23 protein-coding genes are annotated in these 18,630 nt (G+C 51.3%); 17 read left to right on the forward strand and 6 right to left on the reverse strand.

Going from position 1 to position 18,630, the window contains the following annotated elements; translation table 11 throughout:
• Positions 1 to 25: 25 nt before the first annotated feature.
• Genes ispG through ndk form a run of 5 tightly spaced genes read right to left on the reverse strand, consistent with a single transcriptional unit; the run spans position 26 to position 4,965 of the window.
• Complete coding sequence (ispG, locus tag ACT53G_RS06015; protein ID WP_313987851.1) at positions 26 to 1,306, reverse strand: flavodoxin-dependent (E)-4-hydroxy-3-methylbut-2-enyl-diphosphate synthase; 1,281 nt, start codon at positions 1,304 to 1,306, stop codon at positions 26 to 28.
• 2 nt (positions 1,307 to 1,308) lie between these two features.
• Positions 1,309 to 2,583 (reverse strand): helix-turn-helix domain-containing protein, encoded by a 1,275-nt coding sequence (locus tag ACT53G_RS06020; protein ID WP_476154455.1) that lies wholly within the window; start codon positions 2,581 to 2,583, stop codon positions 1,309 to 1,311.
• Complete coding sequence (gene pilW, locus ACT53G_RS06025) at positions 2,584 to 3,384, reverse strand: type IV pilus biogenesis/stability protein PilW (RefSeq protein ID WP_194747787.1); 801 nt, start codon at positions 3,382 to 3,384, stop codon at positions 2,584 to 2,586.
• Positions 3,385 to 3,387: 3 nt separating this feature from the next.
• A complete protein-coding gene (rlmN, locus tag ACT53G_RS06030) occupies positions 3,388 to 4,506 on the reverse strand; it encodes a dual-specificity RNA methyltransferase RlmN (protein WP_476154457.1) in 1,119 nt (372 codons plus the stop codon).
• Between the two features lie 54 nt (positions 4,507 to 4,560).
• The gene (gene ndk, locus ACT53G_RS06035) at positions 4,561 to 4,965 is read right to left on the reverse strand and encodes a nucleoside-diphosphate kinase (protein ID WP_194748437.1); all 405 of its coding nucleotides are present in this window, start codon (positions 4,963 to 4,965) and stop codon (positions 4,561 to 4,563) included.
• Positions 4,966 to 5,201: 236 nt separating this feature from the next.
• Between ndk and ACT53G_RS06040 the strand changes: the two genes are divergently transcribed.
• From ACT53G_RS06040 to trhO, 5 genes are all read left to right on the forward strand, one after another.
• The gene (locus tag ACT53G_RS06040; RefSeq protein WP_476168942.1) at positions 5,202 to 6,410 is read left to right on the forward strand and encodes a formylmethanofuran dehydrogenase; all 1,209 of its coding nucleotides are present in this window, start codon (positions 5,202 to 5,204) and stop codon (positions 6,408 to 6,410) included.
• On the forward strand, positions 6,407 to 8,071 hold the full coding sequence (locus ACT53G_RS06045) for a formylmethanofuran dehydrogenase subunit A (RefSeq protein ID WP_476168943.1): 1,665 nt from the start codon (positions 6,407 to 6,409) through the stop codon (positions 8,069 to 8,071). Before ACT53G_RS06040 ends, ACT53G_RS06045 begins: the two co-directional genes overlap by 4 nt.
• A gap of 2 nt (positions 8,072 to 8,073) precedes the next feature.
• A complete protein-coding gene (gene fhcD, locus ACT53G_RS06050) occupies positions 8,074 to 9,000 on the forward strand; it encodes a formylmethanofuran--tetrahydromethanopterin N-formyltransferase (RefSeq protein ID WP_194747781.1) in 927 nt (308 codons plus the stop codon).
• On the forward strand, positions 8,997 to 9,668 hold the full coding sequence (locus ACT53G_RS06055; RefSeq protein WP_476168944.1) for a formylmethanofuran dehydrogenase subunit C: 672 nt from the start codon (positions 8,997 to 8,999) through the stop codon (positions 9,666 to 9,668). Before fhcD ends, ACT53G_RS06055 begins: the two co-directional genes overlap by 4 nt.
• 105 nt (positions 9,669 to 9,773) lie before the next feature.
• Positions 9,774 to 10,700 (forward strand): oxygen-dependent tRNA uridine(34) hydroxylase TrhO, encoded by a 927-nt coding sequence (gene trhO / locus ACT53G_RS06060; RefSeq protein ID WP_476168945.1) that lies wholly within the window; start codon positions 9,774 to 9,776, stop codon positions 10,698 to 10,700.
• A 100-nt stretch (positions 10,701 to 10,800) separates the two neighbouring features.
• Here the strand turns inward: trhO and ACT53G_RS06065 are convergent, their stop codons facing one another.
• Complete coding sequence (locus ACT53G_RS06065; protein ID WP_476168946.1) at positions 10,801 to 11,793, reverse strand: integron integrase; 993 nt, start codon at positions 11,791 to 11,793, stop codon at positions 10,801 to 10,803.
• Positions 11,794 to 11,957: 164 nt separating this feature from the next.
• Here ACT53G_RS06065 and ACT53G_RS06070 point away from each other — a divergent pair, with 164 nt between their 5' ends.
• The 12 genes from ACT53G_RS06070 to ACT53G_RS06125 all read left to right on the forward strand — a co-directional run bounded on the left by ACT53G_RS06070 (position 11,958) and on the right by ACT53G_RS06125 (position 18,620).
• Complete coding sequence (locus ACT53G_RS06070; protein WP_379075986.1) at positions 11,958 to 12,419, forward strand: hypothetical protein; 462 nt, start codon at positions 11,958 to 11,960, stop codon at positions 12,417 to 12,419.
• A 98-nt stretch (positions 12,420 to 12,517) separates the two neighbouring features.
• Complete coding sequence (locus ACT53G_RS06075; protein ID WP_379075989.1) at positions 12,518 to 12,901, forward strand: hypothetical protein; 384 nt, start codon at positions 12,518 to 12,520, stop codon at positions 12,899 to 12,901.
• Positions 12,902 to 13,290: 389 nt separating this feature from the next.
• Positions 13,291 to 13,515 (forward strand): hypothetical protein, encoded by a 225-nt coding sequence (locus ACT53G_RS06080; protein WP_275355452.1) that lies wholly within the window; start codon positions 13,291 to 13,293, stop codon positions 13,513 to 13,515.
• Positions 13,516 to 13,599: 84 nt separating this feature from the next.
• Complete coding sequence (locus tag ACT53G_RS06085; RefSeq protein ID WP_379075992.1) at positions 13,600 to 13,914, forward strand: hypothetical protein; 315 nt, start codon at positions 13,600 to 13,602, stop codon at positions 13,912 to 13,914.
• Between the two features lie 78 nt (positions 13,915 to 13,992).
• Positions 13,993 to 14,313: a hypothetical protein gene (locus ACT53G_RS06090; RefSeq protein WP_476168947.1), complete on the forward strand. Its 321-nt coding sequence runs from the start codon at positions 13,993 to 13,995 to the stop codon at positions 14,311 to 14,313.
• A 118-nt stretch (positions 14,314 to 14,431) separates the two neighbouring features.
• Positions 14,432 to 14,764 carry a hypothetical protein gene (locus ACT53G_RS06095; RefSeq protein WP_476168948.1) on the forward strand — a complete coding sequence of 111 codons (333 nt, stop codon included), beginning with the start codon at positions 14,432 to 14,434 and terminating at the stop codon, positions 14,762 to 14,764.
• Positions 14,765 to 14,777: 13 nt separating this feature from the next.
• Positions 14,778 to 15,314, forward strand: coding sequence for a M15 family metallopeptidase (locus ACT53G_RS06100; RefSeq protein ID WP_476168949.1), 537 nt, complete (start codon positions 14,778 to 14,780; stop codon positions 15,312 to 15,314).
• 20 nt (positions 15,315 to 15,334) lie between these two features.
• The gene (locus ACT53G_RS06105; RefSeq protein ID WP_194747767.1) at positions 15,335 to 15,703 is read left to right on the forward strand and encodes a VOC family protein; all 369 of its coding nucleotides are present in this window, start codon (positions 15,335 to 15,337) and stop codon (positions 15,701 to 15,703) included.
• Between the two features lie 36 nt (positions 15,704 to 15,739).
• Complete coding sequence (locus tag ACT53G_RS06110) at positions 15,740 to 16,168, forward strand: EamA family transporter (RefSeq protein ID WP_476168950.1); 429 nt, start codon at positions 15,740 to 15,742, stop codon at positions 16,166 to 16,168.
• Between the two features lie 146 nt (positions 16,169 to 16,314).
• Positions 16,315 to 16,950, forward strand: a complete 636-nt coding sequence (locus tag ACT53G_RS06115) for a hypothetical protein (protein ID WP_476168951.1) — start codon at positions 16,315 to 16,317, stop codon at positions 16,948 to 16,950.
• A 92-nt stretch (positions 16,951 to 17,042) separates the two neighbouring features.
• Positions 17,043 to 17,237, forward strand: a complete 195-nt coding sequence (locus tag ACT53G_RS06120) for a hypothetical protein (protein WP_476168952.1) — start codon at positions 17,043 to 17,045, stop codon at positions 17,235 to 17,237.
• A gap of 159 nt (positions 17,238 to 17,396) precedes the next feature.
• Positions 17,397 to 18,620: a PQQ-dependent sugar dehydrogenase gene (locus ACT53G_RS06125; protein ID WP_476168953.1), complete on the forward strand. Its 1,224-nt coding sequence runs from the start codon at positions 17,397 to 17,399 to the stop codon at positions 18,618 to 18,620.
• The last annotated feature ends 10 nt before the right edge of the window (positions 18,621 to 18,630 follow it).

Genomic DNA, 18,630 nt, shown 5'->3' on the forward strand with positions numbered 1-18,630 from the left:
TGTACGAATGGGGGAGGTGGATGGCTTATACGGCCACAATCGGAATCACGGGCGCTTTGTTTGTGCGCAATTTGCCACCTTCGGCATAATGCGTGCGCACATACTCATCCACGATCTGTTGAAACTCTTCAGCAATATGGTCGCCTTTAAGGGTGACGGTTTTTTCACCATCAACAAACACCGGCGCCACCGGCGTTTCGCCTGTGCCCGGCAGGCTAATGCCGATATTGGCTAATTTGGATTCGCCAGGGCCATTGACCACGCAGCCCATGACTGCCACATTGAGGGTTTCCACGCCGGGGTATTGGCTACGCCAGATTGGCATCTGATTGCGTAACCAGCTCTGGATTTGCATCGCCAGCTCCTGGAAATAGGTGCTGGTGGTCCGGCCGCAGCCAGGGCAGGCGGTCACCAAGGGCGTAAACGAGCGGATCCCCATGGTCTGCAGAATTTCTTGGGCGACCACCACTTCTTTGGTGCGGGACTCATTCGGCTCGGGGGTTAGTGAGACGCGGATGGTGTCGCCTATGCCTTGCTGTAACAGAATCGCCAGTGCGGCAGTGGAGGCAACAATGCCTTTGGAGCCCATGCCCGCTTCAGTCAGTCCCAAATGCAGGGGATAATCACAGCGTTGCGCCAGCGCCTGATAGACCAGTACCAGATCCTGCACGTTGCTGACCTTGCAGGAAATGATGATTTGATCGGGGTTTAAGCCTAAATCGACGGCTTGCTGGGCACTTTCGAGCGCGGATTGAATCAGTGCTTCGCGCATCAAGGCATCGGCAGAGAGCGGGTTGGCAGATTTGCCATTCTCATCCATCATTTGTGCCATTTTGGCTTGATCCAGGCTGCCCCAGTTCACGCCGATGCGGACGGCTTTTTTGTATTGGATGGCGGCTTCTATCATCGCCGCAAACTGTTCGTCACGCTTGCTGCCTTTGCCGACATTACCAGGGTTGATCCGATATTTGGCCAGTGCTTCGGCGCAATCCGGGTAAGCTTGCAACAGCTTGTGGCCGTTAAAGTGAAAGTCGCCCACCAGCGGCACAGAACACCCCATAGCATCCAGGCCTTTGCGGATGGTAGCAACTTGCGCGGCAGCTTCGGCGCTGTTGACCGTGATCCTGACCACTTCAGAGCCGGCCTGCCATAAGGCATAGACCTGCGCGATGGTGGCAGCCGCATCGGCGGTATCGGTATTGGTCATGCTTTGCACGACCACAGGCGACACCTGTGTACCATATAAGCCACCGCCGACCGCAACGTGTCCGACCATGACCTGACGGGTATGTCTACGGGATATCATGATTATTTCAATTGAATACGCGCAACACGACCACGTGTGGCTTGGGTTAAATCGTAAGGCTGGTTATCAATTGTGAGCTGAGTACCGGCGGCATGCCCGACCGTGATATTGACCGGTTTGTCTGTCACTACCTGACGTTCTGAACCGGCCGGCAGTACCTCACTAAATAATTTTTTGCCTTGCATATCTTCAATGCGCACCCAGGAGTCTTCAGTCACTTTAAAGCTCAAGTTTGCCTTCTGCGGATCCACGGCTTTGAGCATGGTCGTTTCAAGCGACTGACCAGCCGCCGGTGTCGGTGTGCTAACGATGGTAGGCGTGCTGGCAACCGTATCAGCCGGGCTCGCTGGCGGCATGCCTGCGGCCGGTTGCATGGCTAGATTGGCTTCGGCGGGCGCCTCTACCGAGGCTGTACTCGCAGTATTGCCGGATTCTACGGGCGCACTGTTGCTTGCTTCGGGGGCGGTCGCAGTTGCCGGAGGCACTGGAATTTCGATTTGCTGACCCGTTGTTTCACTGATTTCTTCCACATCCAGCGCCAGTGAAGCATCTTTGAGTGTGTGCGGCTTGATATGGTTGATATAAAAATAGGCGGCAATCGCGGCTAATATCAAAAAGATCAGCAAGGTGAGCAAGCGTTGCGGACGCAAGACGCGCACCGGTTTATCAATCACCGAACGGCTGGCATTCGAGCGGACACTCAAGGGCAGCGGGGTCTTGTTAGGCACGATGCGTTGATAGGCCTCGATGATGGGTGCCACATCAATATTGAGCAAACGTGCGTAGTTACGGATAAAGCCGCGCACAATGCTTGGTTGTGGCAACTTATCAAAGTCATCCTGCTCAATGGCCTGGATTTGCTTGACGCCCAGGCGCAATTGGCCAGACACTTCGTGGATACTCAAGCCCTGCGCTTCTCGTGCCGCTTTGAGGACATTGCCGCAGCCAGAACCATAAGCGATCGACGGGTTCACTGCTTGCTGCGGGATGCTTTCCAAGCCCATGGCGGCACCGTACTCTTCAGGCGCATCGGTAGGCACTGGATTGAGACTGCTAGTATCGTCAGGTGTGGTATCCATGCGAGAAGCTTCTGCGGCCGCTGCTTGCGCAACCGAGACGGCTGCAGGCGTTTGCTCCAGGCTCACCGCAGTGTCTGTTGTGGGCGCCTGGCTGGCTGCCGTCTGCGTGGTGGCAGCATTCTTGGGCCGACGGCCACGTCTGGGTTTTTCTGCCGGTGCAGGATTGACGTTGGTGGTATCTTCTGACGTCACGTGCATTTACTCCGTTTTCAGCAATTGTTTGGTTTCATTGGCATTCGGGAACAGTTTGTGCAGTTGCACACTGTAATAATTTGCATCATCGGCCAATTGTAAGGACCGGCAAATTCGGACTGCCAAAAAGAGGGACTCTGGTGTCGGGGCAACGTTCACACTATTTTGCACGGTGTTGAGTGCCAGTTGTGCCTCGCCGCGTGCAAATTGCAGGTTGGCCAATTGATAAGCACTGGCGTGGGCCAATGGGTCCACTTGCAGTGCCTGATAAAAATACTGCTCAGCCTGTGGTTTTTGCTGGGCACGCAAGGCACAGACGCCAGCGTTATACAGCGCAATTTGCGGTGTTTTATACAACGGATTCTTCACCGCCAGCAAAAATTCTTTTTGTGAGGCATCGTATTGGCCTTGGTCGCACAAAAAACGGCCATAGTTGTTGTGTGACTCCGAGTTAGCTGGTTGCAGTTGAATCGCCCGCTTGAATGCGGCTTCTGCGCGCGCTTTTTCACCGAGGGCCGCATAGACCAGGCCTAAACCGTTGTAGGCAAGCGCATAGGTCGCGCTGCGTTCAAGCGCGGTATTAAACTCCTCAAGCGCCACATCGTAGCGTTTGAGACGGAAATACTCCGCGCCAAGTTCGGTATGCACGCGGGCAGATTCCATATCGCCGCTTTCGCGTCCGATAGGCTGCTGGTCATAAGGTTGAGCTTGAGCGTTGGAAGAAGGGTTTTGCGCACACCCTGACAGCCACAGTAACAAGGTCACTGCAGAGATGACCACGAAAGGCTTGTAAAAGGGGGCTGTCATCACTTACTGTTCCGGATGTATCGCTATGGTTTTCTCAGTGCGGCGGGTTTTATCGAGCACTTTACCCGCCAGTTGCCCGCAGGCCGCATCAATGTCGTCTCCGCGGGTTTTACGCACGGTGACTACAAAGCCTGCCTGCATTAACATATCACGAAACGCACGCACCTGCATGGGCTTGGACGTCCCGTAACCACTGTTTGGGAACGGGTTGAATGGGATCAGGTTAAATTTGCAAGGGACATCGCGCACGATATTCATCAGTTGCTTGGCGTGTTCCAGGGTGTCATTGACGCCGTCCAGCATGACATATTCAAACGTCACGAAATCACGTGGTGCTTTGACCAGATAGCGCTCACAGGCCGCCATCAGTTCCTTGATCGGGTATTTTTTATTGATGGGGACGATCTCATCACGTAGCGCATCATTCGGCGCATGTAACGACACTGCCAAGGCGACGGGGCAATCTTCTTTGAGTCTGTCCATCGCTGGCACCATGCCGCTGGTCGACAGGGTGACGCGGCGACGGCTTAAGCCATAAGCGCTGTCATCCAGCATGATTTGCATCGCCGTGACGACGTTGTCATAGTTGGCCAATGGCTCACCCATGCCCATCATCACCACGTTGGAGATAATGCGCTCACCGGGTGGCAGCAAGTCATAGCCAGGCGCCTGGCGCAGGGCGTGATTGGCAATCCATAGTTGGCCGATAATTTCGGAGACGTTGAGGTTGCGGTTGAAGCCCTGGCGACCAGTGCTGCAGAATGTGCATTCGAGTGCACAGCCTACCTGGCTGGAGATACACAGCGTGCCGCGGTCATCTTCAGGGATAAAGACGGTTTCCACACTGTTAGACGTGCCGTCTCTTAAGTTGTTTGTGCCGATCAGCCATTTGCGGGTGCCATCATCTGACACTTGTTCCAACTGCACGTCTGGCAGCGCAAATTCGGTTTCCTGACGCAGTTTTTCGCGCAGGGTTTTGGCAATATCTGTCATCTGGTCGAGGTCAAGTACCCCGAAATGATGCATCCAGCGCATCAATTGTTTGGCGCGGAAAGGCTTCTCGCCGAGACTGGTGAAGTACTCGGCGAGTTGCGATTGGTTAAAATTCAGTAAGTTAACCAAGTGTATTCCTAGTTCGGTATCAATGTGATCGTCGTTAAGTGACGAAGGGTGTGATTAACCGAAGAAGTATTTGATTTCGATGGCCGCATTTTCCAAAGAGTCGGAACCGTGCACGGCGTTAGCATCAATGCTTTCAGCGAAGTCAGCACGAATGGTGCCAGGGGCTGCGTCTTTAGGGTTAGTTGCACCCATCAGTTCACGGTTTTTCAATACCGCGTTTTCGCCTTCCAAAGCCTGGATCATCACTGGACCGGAGATCATGAATTTAACCAGGTCGTTGAAGAAAGGACGCTCTTTGTGTACAGCGTAGAAGCCTTCAGCTTCAGCTTGAGTCAGGTGGGTCATTTTAGCTGCAACAATTTTCAAACCGGCGTTTTCAAAACGGGTGTAGATTTGACCAATCACGTTTTTTGCAACGGCGTCTGGTTTGATGATGCTGAGTGTACGCTCTAAAGCCATGAGAACTCCAAATAAAGTAATGAACAAGAAAAACAAACGACTATTCTACTATTTTTACTGTGATTGATAAACCTTAGATACCGATGACAGGCTTTTATTGCGTTAAATAGCAGGCATTCATTGCTTTATTTTTTTTATCTATTGTCAGCAGATGTTTTATGATGTGATGGTTTCCCACGGTCAGGTGGATATTCAGGATTGAATACATAAAGATCAAAACGAGAGACTATAAAGCCATGACAAATCAACAAAACAGTATGCATGCATGCCCGGCTTGTGGCTTGCTATGTGACGACATTTCGGGGGAGGCCATTGCCAAACAGCAGTTTTCGTGTGGCAAAGCCGCAAAGTTCTATGCGCGAACGAGTAATGGTGCGCAACCTCGGGTGGCGGGGCAACCCGTGTCGCTGACCCAGGCCGTACATACCGCCGTCGAACTGCTCAAGCAAGCCAAAACGCCATTGATCGCCGGCAGCAGTACCGATGTCCACGGTGCGCGTGCTCTGGTCAGCCTTTCGCATCATACGCATGCGGCAATGACGCATCTCAATGCCAGCAGCACGCTGCGCAACATGCAGGTATTACAGCATCGCGGCTGGCAGACCACCACCTTGACCGAAGTACGCAACCGCGCAGATGTGATCCTGATGATAGGCACTGATGTGGTGAGCCACAATACCCGTTTTTTCGAGCGCGTCGTGTGGGTGCCTGAGGCCATGTTTACTGCGCCTGCCGCCCGCAAGATCATCTACCTGGGCGGCGATGACCTGAATACCAAGCCAGGCGTCTCTCCCGATGGACGCGCACCTGAAGTCATTCCTTGTGCAAGCGAACAATTGCCGGAAGTGGTTGCCACGCTGCGTGCGTTGGTCATGGATAAGCCTGTGACGGTGGACAAGGTGGCCAGCGTCGATGTGAGCCGTTTGAGAAACGTGGCTGAGACCCTGAAGGCAGCCAAGTACGCCACTTTGGTGTGGGTGTCCAAAGACCTGCATTATGCGCATGCCGAATTAACCATTGAAAATATCACTGAAACAGTGGTCGCCTTGAACCAGAAGAGCCGCGCCATGGGTTTGTCGCTTGGCGGCAGTGATGGCGATACCAGCGTCAACTACGCACATACCTGGCTCAATGGCGTGATTATTGATACGCCAGACTGGGAAAGCCATGACGCGGTGGTATGGGTCAATAGTTACAGCCCTGATGCGATGCCGCCTGCAGGCACTAAACCTGTGATTGTGCTCGGTGCTGCTGACAGCCAATTTGAAGAGACGCCAGCGGTGTTTATCCCCGTTGCGACGCCAGGGCTGGACTGCAACGGCCAGCAATTCCGTGTCGATGGCTCGGTTACCTTGCCGCTCAGCGCAGCCAAGCCTTCTGACCTGCCTACCTTGTCACAAGTGATCGCCATGATAGAAACAGAACTTAAAGGAGTGGCGGCATGATTACCGTACTCAAGAACGCTAAAGTGATTGACCCCGCGCACGGCAAGGATTGCGTGGTGCAGGATATTTATATCCGTGATGGCCGCATTATTGCCAAACCGGCCGACAGTGAAAAAATTGCGCAGGTGTACGACCTGAATGGCAAGATCGTCATGGCCGGGGCGATTGATATGCATAGCCATATTGGTGGCGGCAAAGTCAATATTGCCCGCATGCTGCTGCCTGAATACCAGGCCATGCGCAAGCTGGAGGAGCCTGAAGCTCACATCTGCGGCGCCAACTGCAGTCACCATGCGACACCGAATACCACCGATACCGGCATGCGCTATATCGAGATGGGCTATACCGCTGCCTTTGAGCCGGCAGTGCTCGCCGTGAATGCGCGTCAGGCGCATATGGAAATGGGTGACACGCCGATGATTGATAAAGGCGGCTACGCCATGCTGGGTAACGATGATTACCTGCTGCGTTTGCTGAGCCAGAATGCTGACCAGAAAACCATTAATGACTATGTGGCGTGGACTCTGCATGCGACGCAAACAATAGGCATCAAAGTGGTCAATCCGGGCGGCATTTCCGCGTTTAAATTCAATGAGCGCCGCCAGGACCTCGATCAACTGCACAGTTATTACAACATCACGCCGCGCCGCATTTTGCAGGCCTTAAGCCGTGCCGTAAATGAGATAGGTATTGCCAAACCTTTGCATGTGCACTGTAATAACCTGGGCGTGGCTGGTAACTTTCAGACCACGCTGGATACCATGGGCGCCAGCGATGGCATCCCCATGCATTTGACCCATATCCAGTTTCACAGTTATGGCACCGAGGGTGACAAGAAATTTTCTTCTGCCGCCGCCAATATCGCCGAAGCGATCAACAACAACAAACACATCACTGCGGATGTCGGCCAGATTCTGTTTGGACAGACCGTGACCGCGTCTGGCGACAACATGATGCAGCATTTAAACGCCAAAGTGGCCAACCCGAAAAAATCGGTGATCATGGACATTGAATGCGACGCAGGTTGTGGCGTGGTGCCGTTCAAATACCGCGACCAGAACTATGTCAACGCCTTGCAATGGGCGATTGGCCTCGAAGTATTCCTCAGTGTAGATGACCCCTGGCGTATTTTCCTGACTACGGACCACCCGAACGGCGCGCCGTTTACCAGCTATCCGCACTTGATCCGGTTGCTCATGGATAAAACCTTCCGTAACGACGCGTTTGACAAGCTCAACCTCGATGCGCAAGCCATGAGCAACCTCAAGTCATTGGAACGCGAATACAGCCTTTATGAAATCGCCACCATGACCCGTTCAGCGCCGGCGAAATTGATTGGCTTGCAAGACCGTGGCCATTTGGGTGTGGGCGCTGCGGCTGATATTACCGTCTATACCGATCAGGCTGACAAGGAGGCCATGTTCGCCAAGCCAGACCTGGTGTTTAAAGACGGTGAGCTGGTAGTGAAAGAGGGCAAAGTGGTCAAGGTGGTGTGGGGCGCAACACATACCGCCAAACCAGCCTTTGATCTGGGTGTGGAAAAAGACATCAAGCAGTATTTTGACCGCTACCACACCATGCAAATGCATAACTTTAAAATTTCGGATGACCAGATTGCGGAAGATGGCCGCAACCATGTCATTAACCATAGCCAGGGGTGAATATGCAGTTAAATGGCGTAGACATAGACGATACCTTTGCTGAAGCATTTAATATGCGCGGCACGCGTATCCTGATTACGGCGCAAAATTTGCGCTGGGCATATAACGCCGCCAATGCCATGACGGGTTTTGCCACCAGTGTGATTGGCTGTGGCGTCGAGGCGGGCATAGAGCGGGAGTTGTCCGAGGATGAAACCCCGGACGGTCGTCCGGGCGTTAGTGTGCTCATGTTTGCCATGGGCAGCAAAGTGCTGATGCAACAACTCGAAACGCGCATGGGCCAATGTATTCTCACTTGCCCAACCGCGGCCGCCTTTGCCGGGATTGAGTCAGAAGACATGATCAGCCTCGGCAAACATTTGCGCTTTTTTGGCGATGGTTATCAGGTGTCCAAACAAATCCCCGATGCCACGGGCAAGCTTAAGCGCTACTGGCGTATTCCGGTGATGGATGGCGAGTTTTTAACCGAAGAAACCACGGGCATGGTACGTGCCATTGGCGGCGGTAACTTCCTGGTCTTGGGCGCCAGTCAGGCACAAGTGCTGACGGCCTGTGAAGCCGCCATTGATGCCATGCGCAAACTGCCCAATGTGATTATGCCTTTCCCGGGCGGGGTGGTGCGCTCTGGTTCCAAGGTGGGCAGCAAGTACCCCAAAATGTTTGCCAGTACCAACGACGCATTCTGCCCAACCCTTAAAGGCGTGGTTAAGAGCGAGCTGGATCCACGGGTGGAAAGCGTGATGGAAATTGTGGTCAATGGCCTGACTTTTGAAGATATTGCTGTTTCGATGAAAGCTGGGATTGAAGCGGCCTGTAGCCTGGGTAAAGACAATGGCATCTTGCGTATTTCTGCCGGTAACTACGGCGGCAAGCTGGGCCAGCATCACTTTAAACTGCGTCCAATTTTAAGCGGGGAGGTGACCGCATGAGCCATATCGTATTAACCGCCAAGCCACTCTCGCGCACGGTCGATTGCCGTGCCTTATTGCCGCTGGCCTTGCAAGGCAAAACTGAGACCGAGATCAGCACCATCAAACTGGCCGCCAATTTGTCTGTTGCCGACGCGTTTGAGGTGAGCGTGGACGCAGCCACAGAGGCAACTAAGCTGACTTTTAAAAACACAACTTCTTCGCACCAATACATCGGCTTCGGCATGACGGCTGGCCAGCTGTTAGTCGAGGGGGATGCGGGTGACTTTTTAGGGGCGCAACTGCAAAACGGTGTGCTGATCTGCAAGGGCAACGCCGGTGCGCGAGCGGGCGACCGTATGCGCAGAGGCATGCTGTTGATTGAAGGCAATGCCGGTGACTATTGCGGCTCGGACATGATGGCGGGGACGCTGGGCGTACTGGGCAGCACAGGTGTATATCTGGGTTACGGCATGAAACGCGGGACTTTATTATTGGCACAATCGCCAGCGCCGCAGGCTACCTGGATAGACTGTGGTTTGCACAAGCTGCCTTTCCTCAATATTCTGTATAAATCCTTTAAGTTGCTGGATAGCCGCTTTGCGCAAATCAGCAGTCAGCGCGTACAACGCTGGATGGGCGATATGGGTGGCCTCGGTAAAGCTGAGATACTGGTGATTCAGCCTTAAAGCCAATCAGTGTGCATATGAAAACGGGCCGCGTGTCCGTTTTTCTTTTTGCATCAGTGGGTTAGAGTGGTAAAATCTCGCTTTTGCAATCAAGCCAGATTTCTCATGAGTCAATATCTCACCGCTGCCCTCTATAAATTTGTCACGCTGGATAATTACAAAGACCTGCAACAACCGATTTTAGAGACTTGCCAGCAACACCAGATTAAAGGCACCTTGCTGTTGGCCCATGAGGGGATTAATGGCACCATTGCTGGCAAGCCGGAAGATATCCGCGCCGTGCTCACCTACTTGCGCCAGGATCCGCGACTGGCCGATCTCGAGCACAAAGAATCCTGGGCCGATAGCCATCCGTTTTACCGCATGAAGGTCAAGCTCAAAAAAGAGATCGTCACCATGGGCGTGCCAGAGGTGGATCCCAATCTGGTCGTGGGCACCTATGTGAAGCCTGAAGACTGGAATGCCATTATTTCAGACCCGGACGTGATTGTGCTAGACACGCGCAATGACTACGAAGTGCATATTGGCACCTTTAAAGGCGCGGTGGACCCAAAAACCACCACCTTCCGCGAGTTTCCCAACTATGTGGCTGAAAACCTGGATAAAACCAAACACAAAAAAGTCGCCATGTTCTGTACCGGCGGCATCCGTTGCGAAAAAGCTTCTTCTTTCATGAAGCAACAAGGGTTTGAAGAGGTCTATCACCTGCAAGGCGGCATCCTTAAATATCTGGAAACCGTGCCCAAAGAGCAAAGCCTGTGGGAAGGCGAGTGTTTTGTCTTTGATCAGCGCGTGGCAGTCAAGCACGGCCTGGAAGTCGGGGATCATGACCAGTGTTATGCCTGCCGCATGCCACTTACCGCAGAAGAAATGCAAAGTGAGCAATATGAAGCCGGTATTTCTTGCCCTTATTGCTATGACAAATTGACCGCAGAAAAGAAAGAGTCTTTGCGTGAGCGTCAAAAGCAGGTGAAGCTGGCCAGATTGCGCGGCCAAAATCACATCGGCGATCACCAAAACAAGCATGAATAAGTGAGTTTCGACATCGCCTGATGAAGTGTTTAATCGCAGCTGGTCTAGCTTGGTTGATGTAGATATGTCTTCACTTTGTAATATATAAAAGCGCGCTTAATCAACCTGGTTTCATCATATCAAGCGGACTGGCCACACCTCGTCCGCCAGTGTTGACCAGTTGCGCATAGACTTTAGTGTTTGCCTCATTGGCATGACCCAACAAGCGCTGCACGGTCTGCAAGTCGTGGCCACCTTCCAGCAAGTGTGTGGCAAAGCTGTGTCTGAGTGTATTCGGCGTCACGGCTTTTTTAATGCCTAATTGCTTGGCGACATTTTTCACCGCCCGCTGTATTGGTTTTTCATCCGCATGGTGGCGGTAAACTCCGCCTGATTGCTGCGCAACCGATAAGCGGCTTGAGGGAAACACATATTGCCACTGCCAATCCTTACCCGCATTGGGGTAGCGTTTAGCCAACCCCTCAGGCATCCAGACTTCCCCTAAACCTTTACTCAAATCCTCGGCATGTAATGCCTCAATAGACGCCAAATGTGTTTTTAAAGGATGCACCAACGTTCCTGGTAATAATGTCGTACGGTTTTTATAACCTTGCGGGTCGCGCACCAAAATTTCCTGCCGATCAAAATCAATATCCGCCACCCGCAAGCGCAAGCACTCCATCACCCGCAAGCCGCTGCCATATAACAAGCTCACCATTAACCACATCGTCCCCTCCAACCCAGAAAGCACGGCCTGTACCTCCTGCTTGCTCAATACCACAGGCAAGTCTTTTTTTGCCGGGAGCTTGGTCAAGTTTTCAAGTTTGGGTAGATTCCGCTCCAACACCTCATCATACAAAAACAGCAGGGCGCTTTTCGCCTGACTTTGAGTGCTAGCCGCCACCTTTTTCTCTACCGCCAGATGGTTCAAAAACGCCTCAATTTCAGCCGTGCCCATGTCTCTGGGGTGGCGCTTGTCATGAAACAAAATAAAGCGTTTAATCCACTGTATATAAGCTTCTTCGGTGCGGTTGCTGTAATTTTGTGAACGTAATCGCTCTACGATTAAAGGAAACAACTTTGGAGCCGGTTTTACCTCAGGTGTGTTTTCCATACTGCGATCCTTTTTTCAAGGTGTTATAAAAAACAACTAATAATTGATTTAATTATAATAAATTATTTCATTAATTTTATGGCTCCGTCCTGAATAAAAATTTAGGTTCGTTTTGGGGTCTAATTAACGTTAGCCGTCTAGGAGCGTGCGCAATGGGTTGGCTCATGAATAAAATCAATAGCTGGTCATCGGACAAGCAGCGCGAAGAGATGGCACATTTTGTCGAAATGCTTCGCGCAATGGATGGGCCAGAGCTTGGACATGTTGTCGCCATCGCTACCCACATGCGTCGCGCACTTGAATCTGAAGGTCACAACGTAATGGATCCGATAATTTATACTGGGCAAAACGTCGGTTTCCCGCTATTTCTATCGCGAACTATTGCCGAAGCCCAGAAACAGGGTCGAATGCAAGACGCAGCCGCACTCTTGGTATGGCTGCACACCGCCCGAGCTGGCGTACGTCTAGAACTTCGCCCCCTTGCACGAGAGATGTGGCGTCAACTCGAGCGCGGTTTTCCGCACGTCAATGAATCAGCCTTGGGGTTCGAGAGGACAGTTGGCTCAGTACTCAATACCCAAGTCGCCTCTCAATTTCCCAGTGGCTTCACGCCAGACCCAATATGACTGCTAATCCGGCGCTCAACCTCGCTCCCTTCGGTCGCTGGACGCTGCGCGATAAAGCCGCGCAGTGCTGGTTAGCTCTATGTTAGACGGCAAAACCAATGTTTATCCTTGAAGCCATATTAGCTGTTCTGCTTTTCTCGGTTTTATGGACTGTATTTGCTTCACCATTTCTTGCCATTAGTTTTTTTATTGCTAAATATATGCGCAAAAAACTACTATCTTCTGGTGTTTACGTTTTGGGTTTATCTTTATTAACCTCAATAGTAGTTGCACCAGTTCCTACTCCAATCATTACTTTTTTCGTTCCTCTTATCTCGCTGCTTTTTAAACCAGTTCCATACAATCAATTCTTTGCTCCAATTTGGCACTTTGCAGCAGTATCATTTACTCTTAGTTGGTTTGTAAGTTTCGTTGTTTTATCACGTTACTTAAAACCGTCTAACCCATCATTCAAGCGGGATTGGCAAAAGCCAGCCCCTTAATTCAAACTACAAGGGCTTCCCCATTTTAAGCAATAGCTATCTGCAATGTTTTTGTGTGTTTTAAGTTTTTCAACGCATAAGTACCTTTTGCTGTAGCCAGTGTTAAGCAAGAAGGTGAAGGACTGCGGTACTACAACCGGGCATATTGGGCATGATTGGCCCGGACCCCTGGTGAAAGACGCGCGTCGGGGCCTCATTCGTTAGTCGGGTATATCAGCTCCCCTAGAGTTAATCAGGCTCCCCGGCGCGGGCTCAACCCGCTACACATCAAGGCCTGGCAGTTCAGCTGCGATTCTGAACAGCTCCCCGTTTGCTCTATTAATTAAAAATTAGTAAAGTCCCTTACAATCACTTGTGAAACCAACACAACAATTATTGAGCACCTAAATATGAATCTGCCCGTAAAAACAAAACAATATATCGCCTTTGTCTCATTTTCTTTTTGGATCATGGCAATTTCAGGCTGCACTTCCCAGTCTTGGTATGAGGGTGTCAAGCGTGGCGCTGAGAACAATTGCCGCAATCAACCCCCGAGTGAGGTTGACCGTTGTTTAGAGAATTTGAACAAGAAAACCTATGAAGAGTATGAAAAAGAGCGCTCAAATCAAAAGTAGCTGGCTTTTTGCGGCGCTCCGTTTAGGCCCTGTCTAAGGGCACCCAGGGTACACGTTAGAATCCAGACTTCTTTCCAAGACGTTATGCAGCTGTTCGTCAATTTGATGCGCCGGTTGGTAATGTGGCCGTTTCGGAGGAGAGATTTTTCAGCCATTGCCAATATCGGGTCTCAAGAGTTTGACTGTGTTTTGCCCCAGCTTGAGCAGATGGGGTGGAAAGTTTATGCGCGTTACGGTGGCTTTGATGCGGGCATTGATTACGACTGCATCCGCTTAAAACGCGCTGGCATAAAGCTTAAATGTGAGTGGGATCCCTGTGATGAATGGCGCATTGAGGGGCCGGTAGAGGTTATTGCAGCAATAGCAAGTCAGTTTGATCTTGTCGCAACATCTGAGTGAGGCTTGGCAATATGCAATCAGGTTTCAGCAAAAGTCATCAACTAGTGGCTGCGGATCGCGCCAGAGTATGAGGGGCGTATGGCGGTTTCAACATTTCAAGCGATCAAGTTGGCGATTGTGAGTGTCACGGGCCTTTCAAAAGACGCATTGCATATTTACGTTGGGTTGGTGGTATTTTTTGCTGCGATGCGCATTTTTCGTAGGCAGGGGCATTGTTTTATGCCCTTACTCGCTGTGTTTATCGTGGCCTGCTGCGGTGAAGTGCTGGATATGCGGGATGGCCTGCATAGCCTGGGATATTGGCGTTGGGATGCCAGTTTGCATGATGTGATTAATACGCTCTTTTGGCCTTTTGTGATTGCTGTGTTAATGCGCAAAAGTTGGTTATTTAAACCGTAACCTTAGCCTGAAACTTACGTGGATGTGGTCGTGAGTTCCGAAAATCCATGCTGGACGCGTGCAAGTATAGCCTTTACCATGAGCATCAATGTATTGCGTTAAGGCAGAAAGGATACACGTGGCCATTCAGTTTTTACCCATTCTTAAAGCCGTCGCCCCTTACTTGGCACAGGTGGCAACGGCTGCCATTCCGGCATTTACCGCCAAGCCTGAGGCGGAAAAGCTTGATCCTGTATTGACCAAGCAGATTGAGGAGTTACAGACAGCAACGGTTCAGAATGCCGAGTCTATTCACTTGCTGGCAGAAAAAATGCAGCAGGCCATCCTGGCGTTAGAGGAGGCCGCAGAAGAGGCGAGAAAAGAGGTGGCGACTTATAAGACCATGCTGATAGTGTCTTTTGGGTTGTCAGTAAGTATGACCTTAGCATTTGTTTATCTGCTCTTGAGATAAGCCATTGGTAGAGATGAGTACTCATCTGCTTGCATTAGGCGTTCCTGACTCGCTGTTGTTGGCGCGTGGCTTGCAACCTTATGCCGAAGCGGTCACGTTAGAGGTTGCTGAGGTGAGTGAACATGGGCGTCAACATTTGTTGATACCGCCAGCAGCTGCCGCTTGGCAGAGTCTTAAGTCTGCAGCTTTTGAAGCGGGGGTGGACGTGTTTATTGTCTCTGCTTTCCGCAGCGTTGATCGACAGTCTGAAATTATTCGCGCCAAGCTGGAAAAAGGCCAGAGCATTGAGGATATTCTGAATGTGAGCGCGCCACCCGGTTACAGTGAGCACCATACTGGCCGGGCGGTGGATATTGCTACGCCGGGCAGTCCACCGCTTGAGGTTGCGTTTGAGCACACAGCGGCTTATGCCTGGTTATGTCGCTATGCAGCAGACTTTGGTTTCATACTCTCTTATCCAAAAGTAAATCGTTGGGGTTATCAGTATGAGCCCTGGCATTGGTGCTTCAGGGAGAGTGATCTGCCTGAAGTTGATTCCGTCATTACATAGCCATTCGCGGAGGATGTGTCATGTCAACTCTCCAGGTCACTGAAATCAAGGCGTTTGTGCCTAGCAAAGACTTTGCGTTATCCAAGCAGTTTTATCTTGATTTAGGCTTCAAGATGGCTTCTGAGGGCGGCGGAGTAGCTTATTTCCACTTTGAGCATGTGAGTTTTTTGTTGCAGGATTTTTGTGCAGAAAATCTGGCTGAAAACTTTATGATGCATTTGCTGGTCCCGGATGTGGATGCCTGGTGGCAGCAGATTGAGCAAACGGGCATCGTGCAAAAATATGGCATCAAGCTCTGGCCGATTCAGTTGCAGCCATGGGGGATGCGCGATTTTTGTCTGACAGATCCTTCTGGCGTGTTGTGGCGCATCGGCCAGAATGTGGATTAGGTCGCTTTAAGTTTATATATGACGGGGAGTATGTAAATGACGAACGATTGGTTTTTCTGGGCAGCGCTGTCAGCCTGTTTTGCCGCCTTGACGGCGATTTTTGCCAAGGTCGGTATTCAGGGCATAGACTCAGACTTTGCAACGTTGATTCGTACCGTGCTGATTACGCTGGTGCTGGCGCCCTTTGTCTGGCTGGCCGGAAAGTGGAGTAACCCCTTGAGTTTGCCGGGCCATGCCTGGCTGTTTTTGAGCTTGTCAGCACTGGCGACGGGCGCTTCCTGGCTGTGTTACTTCCGTGCCCTGCAATTGGGTGATGCGTCGAAAGTGGCCCCGGTGGATAAATTCAGTCTGGTGCTGGTTGCATTATTTGCCTGTCTGTTTTTGGGTGAGCGCTTGTCTTTGCGCGAGTGGTTGGGCTTGGCACTGGTTGCCGCAGGCGTGTTGCTGCTGGCCTTGAAGCGTTAGTTTTACCCAGGGCTGATAGCCCCAAATGGCTATTGCTTGCGCTGTGAATTTATTGATAAATGCATGCGGTGATCACGGCGAATGAAGCTTTTTTATGCTTGATGACGTGATGCCTAGCCAACAAACCAGCGTTGAAAGTATTCAGCATGCCATCTTCACTGTCCTTTTACCGTGCTTTTGCCGTCACCCTGGCCTTGTGGCTGGCTGGATGTTGTACGCCAAAGCCGACCAGCATTACCCAGCCTATCCCCCTCAAATCTGCCGCGGAATCTAGCGTGGCTTTGCATGTCATTGGCGTTTACCAAGGCACATTGCCACCAGAGGCAGACCAGCGACCCTGGTGGGCGCAATGTCAGGCAGCCAGGGCGGCAGAGGGCAAGTTGGGGCCACTTGTGCCAGGTGAATGCGATGCGTTTTTACTGGCGGGTCGTGATCAGCGCATAGTCACTGTAAATATCACTGACGATAGCAAACCCATGATTCTGGGCCTGATGGCTTATGAGCCTGTCACCTGGCATATTCAGCTGGCGCCGGGCGTGGTGATTCAGAAAGTGATCCTGGGGGCTTATCACACGCAACGTATCGTCGGGCTGGATGAGGTGCAGGTGGACGTATACAGCTATGACAATATTGCCTGCCCGCGCTGCATTCAAAAAGGGCACGCGCTTTATTCCTACGAACATGTCCCGCTGGAAATGGAGTTAGTGGCAGGCATGCGGGCGACTTCGTTTCAGGGCAATTATATGGGCGGCACTTACCAGATTTTTAAAGGCATGCAGTAGTCTATCCGTGCAGCCCACTTTACAATGCTGGCTTTAAGTATTTGGGATTGGGTGACGCTGTGTTGCGAGGTTTAATTTACGGGTTAACCATTTTGCATTTAGGTCCAGGCTTTGCCTTTGCCGTGGTTGCATTTGGGTGCGATGCGTCTTTTGCCGCCTTGCAAGGGGTTTGCCAGCAGGACGCATTTGCCGCCTTTATTCAGCTCACCTTGATCGCTTGGGGCGTACTGATCGCCGGACTATTGCTTAAAATTTATATCACAAATTACTTTAATAAAAATAAATAATATATTGTTTAAAAATAACTTTTAATTTTATTTTTAAACTTTTTTAGCAAAGGCTACTCGAAAAAATAAACTAATAGGGAGCCTTCATTGCATTATTCATTCAAAAGCGCGAGCCGTACCTCGCGCCTATCTTTGATTCATGTTGTCTTTGTTTTGCTGTTGTCCGGGTGGTTGGGCCAGCTGCAGGCAGAGGATGCGACAGTGCCCAAGTTATTGCTCTCCGGCAGTGATGCTGCCCAAGCTGACAAAGAGGCAACAAAAGAGCCGGAGACACCAAAGATTGTGTCCGTGTTTGGGACGCAAGCCCTCAAAGAGTATAAATTACCGTTTGAGGATCAATACCCGACGGGCCCGTTTGAGCGCCTGGATAAAAAACTATTCCTGTTTATCAGCAAGTGTGGCGAGGTTTATTTTGTTCGTCAGAATGAAACCATGGAGCTGGTGAAGCCGGGTAAGCCGCTGGCGAAGTTTATTCCGGGTGAAGAAACTTCTGCCGATGAAAGTAGCAGTAAATCGCTGGTGTATTGCCGTGAACTGTCGGGTGTCAAGGATTCATTGCTGGTGGGTAAGACCCTGTATGTGGCTTATACCGCCTGGGATCAGGCCAATAACGGCGTACGGCTGGCTGTCAGCGAATTTGAGGTCGACGTAGAGAACAGCGAAGTCAGTTTTAACCGCGAAATTTATATTAGCCGGCCAGCGATGAAAGAGCCGATACTCGGGCATCAGGTGGGTGGCAAACTGGCGCTGGGCGAAAACGAGCGGACCTTGTACCTGAGCATAGGCGATTTTTCCAAACCGGACCGTGTGCAGGACAAGACCACCTCGGTTGGCAAAGTGATTCGTATAGACTTGCAGCGCTTGAATGCAGAGGTGTATGCCAGTGGTTTCCGCTCCCCCTCTGGCGGCTTGTATTTTGACCGCGACAGCAATGAGTTATGGTTGACGGATCATGGCCCCAGGGGCGGCGACGAAATCAACCTGATCAAACGCGGCAAAAATTATGGCTGGCCGATTGTCAGTTATGGCACTATTTACGAGCGCGACGGTATGAGTGGCTATTATGGCAACAAGTTTAATAGCCACGAAGGCTATGAAAAACCGGCCATGACGTTTGTACCTTCCATCGGCATCGGCCCGCTAGTGAAGTATCCGGCCACTGGCCGCAATGATTTTTGGGACCATGATTTGTTTGTGGCTGGCATGGGTAATACTACGCTGTATCGCGTGCGCAAAGAGGGCACGACCCTGGTGTATGCCGAACCTGTGTTAAGTGGATACCGGATTCGTGCCATCCAAATTGACCAGAATGGGACGTTTTATCTTAAAACCGACCACAATCAATTACTGATTTCCGAGCAGGAGCCGCCTGAGTCCAAATAGCACGGACCAG

Source organism: Methylophilus sp. DMC18 (genome assembly GCF_056314005.1).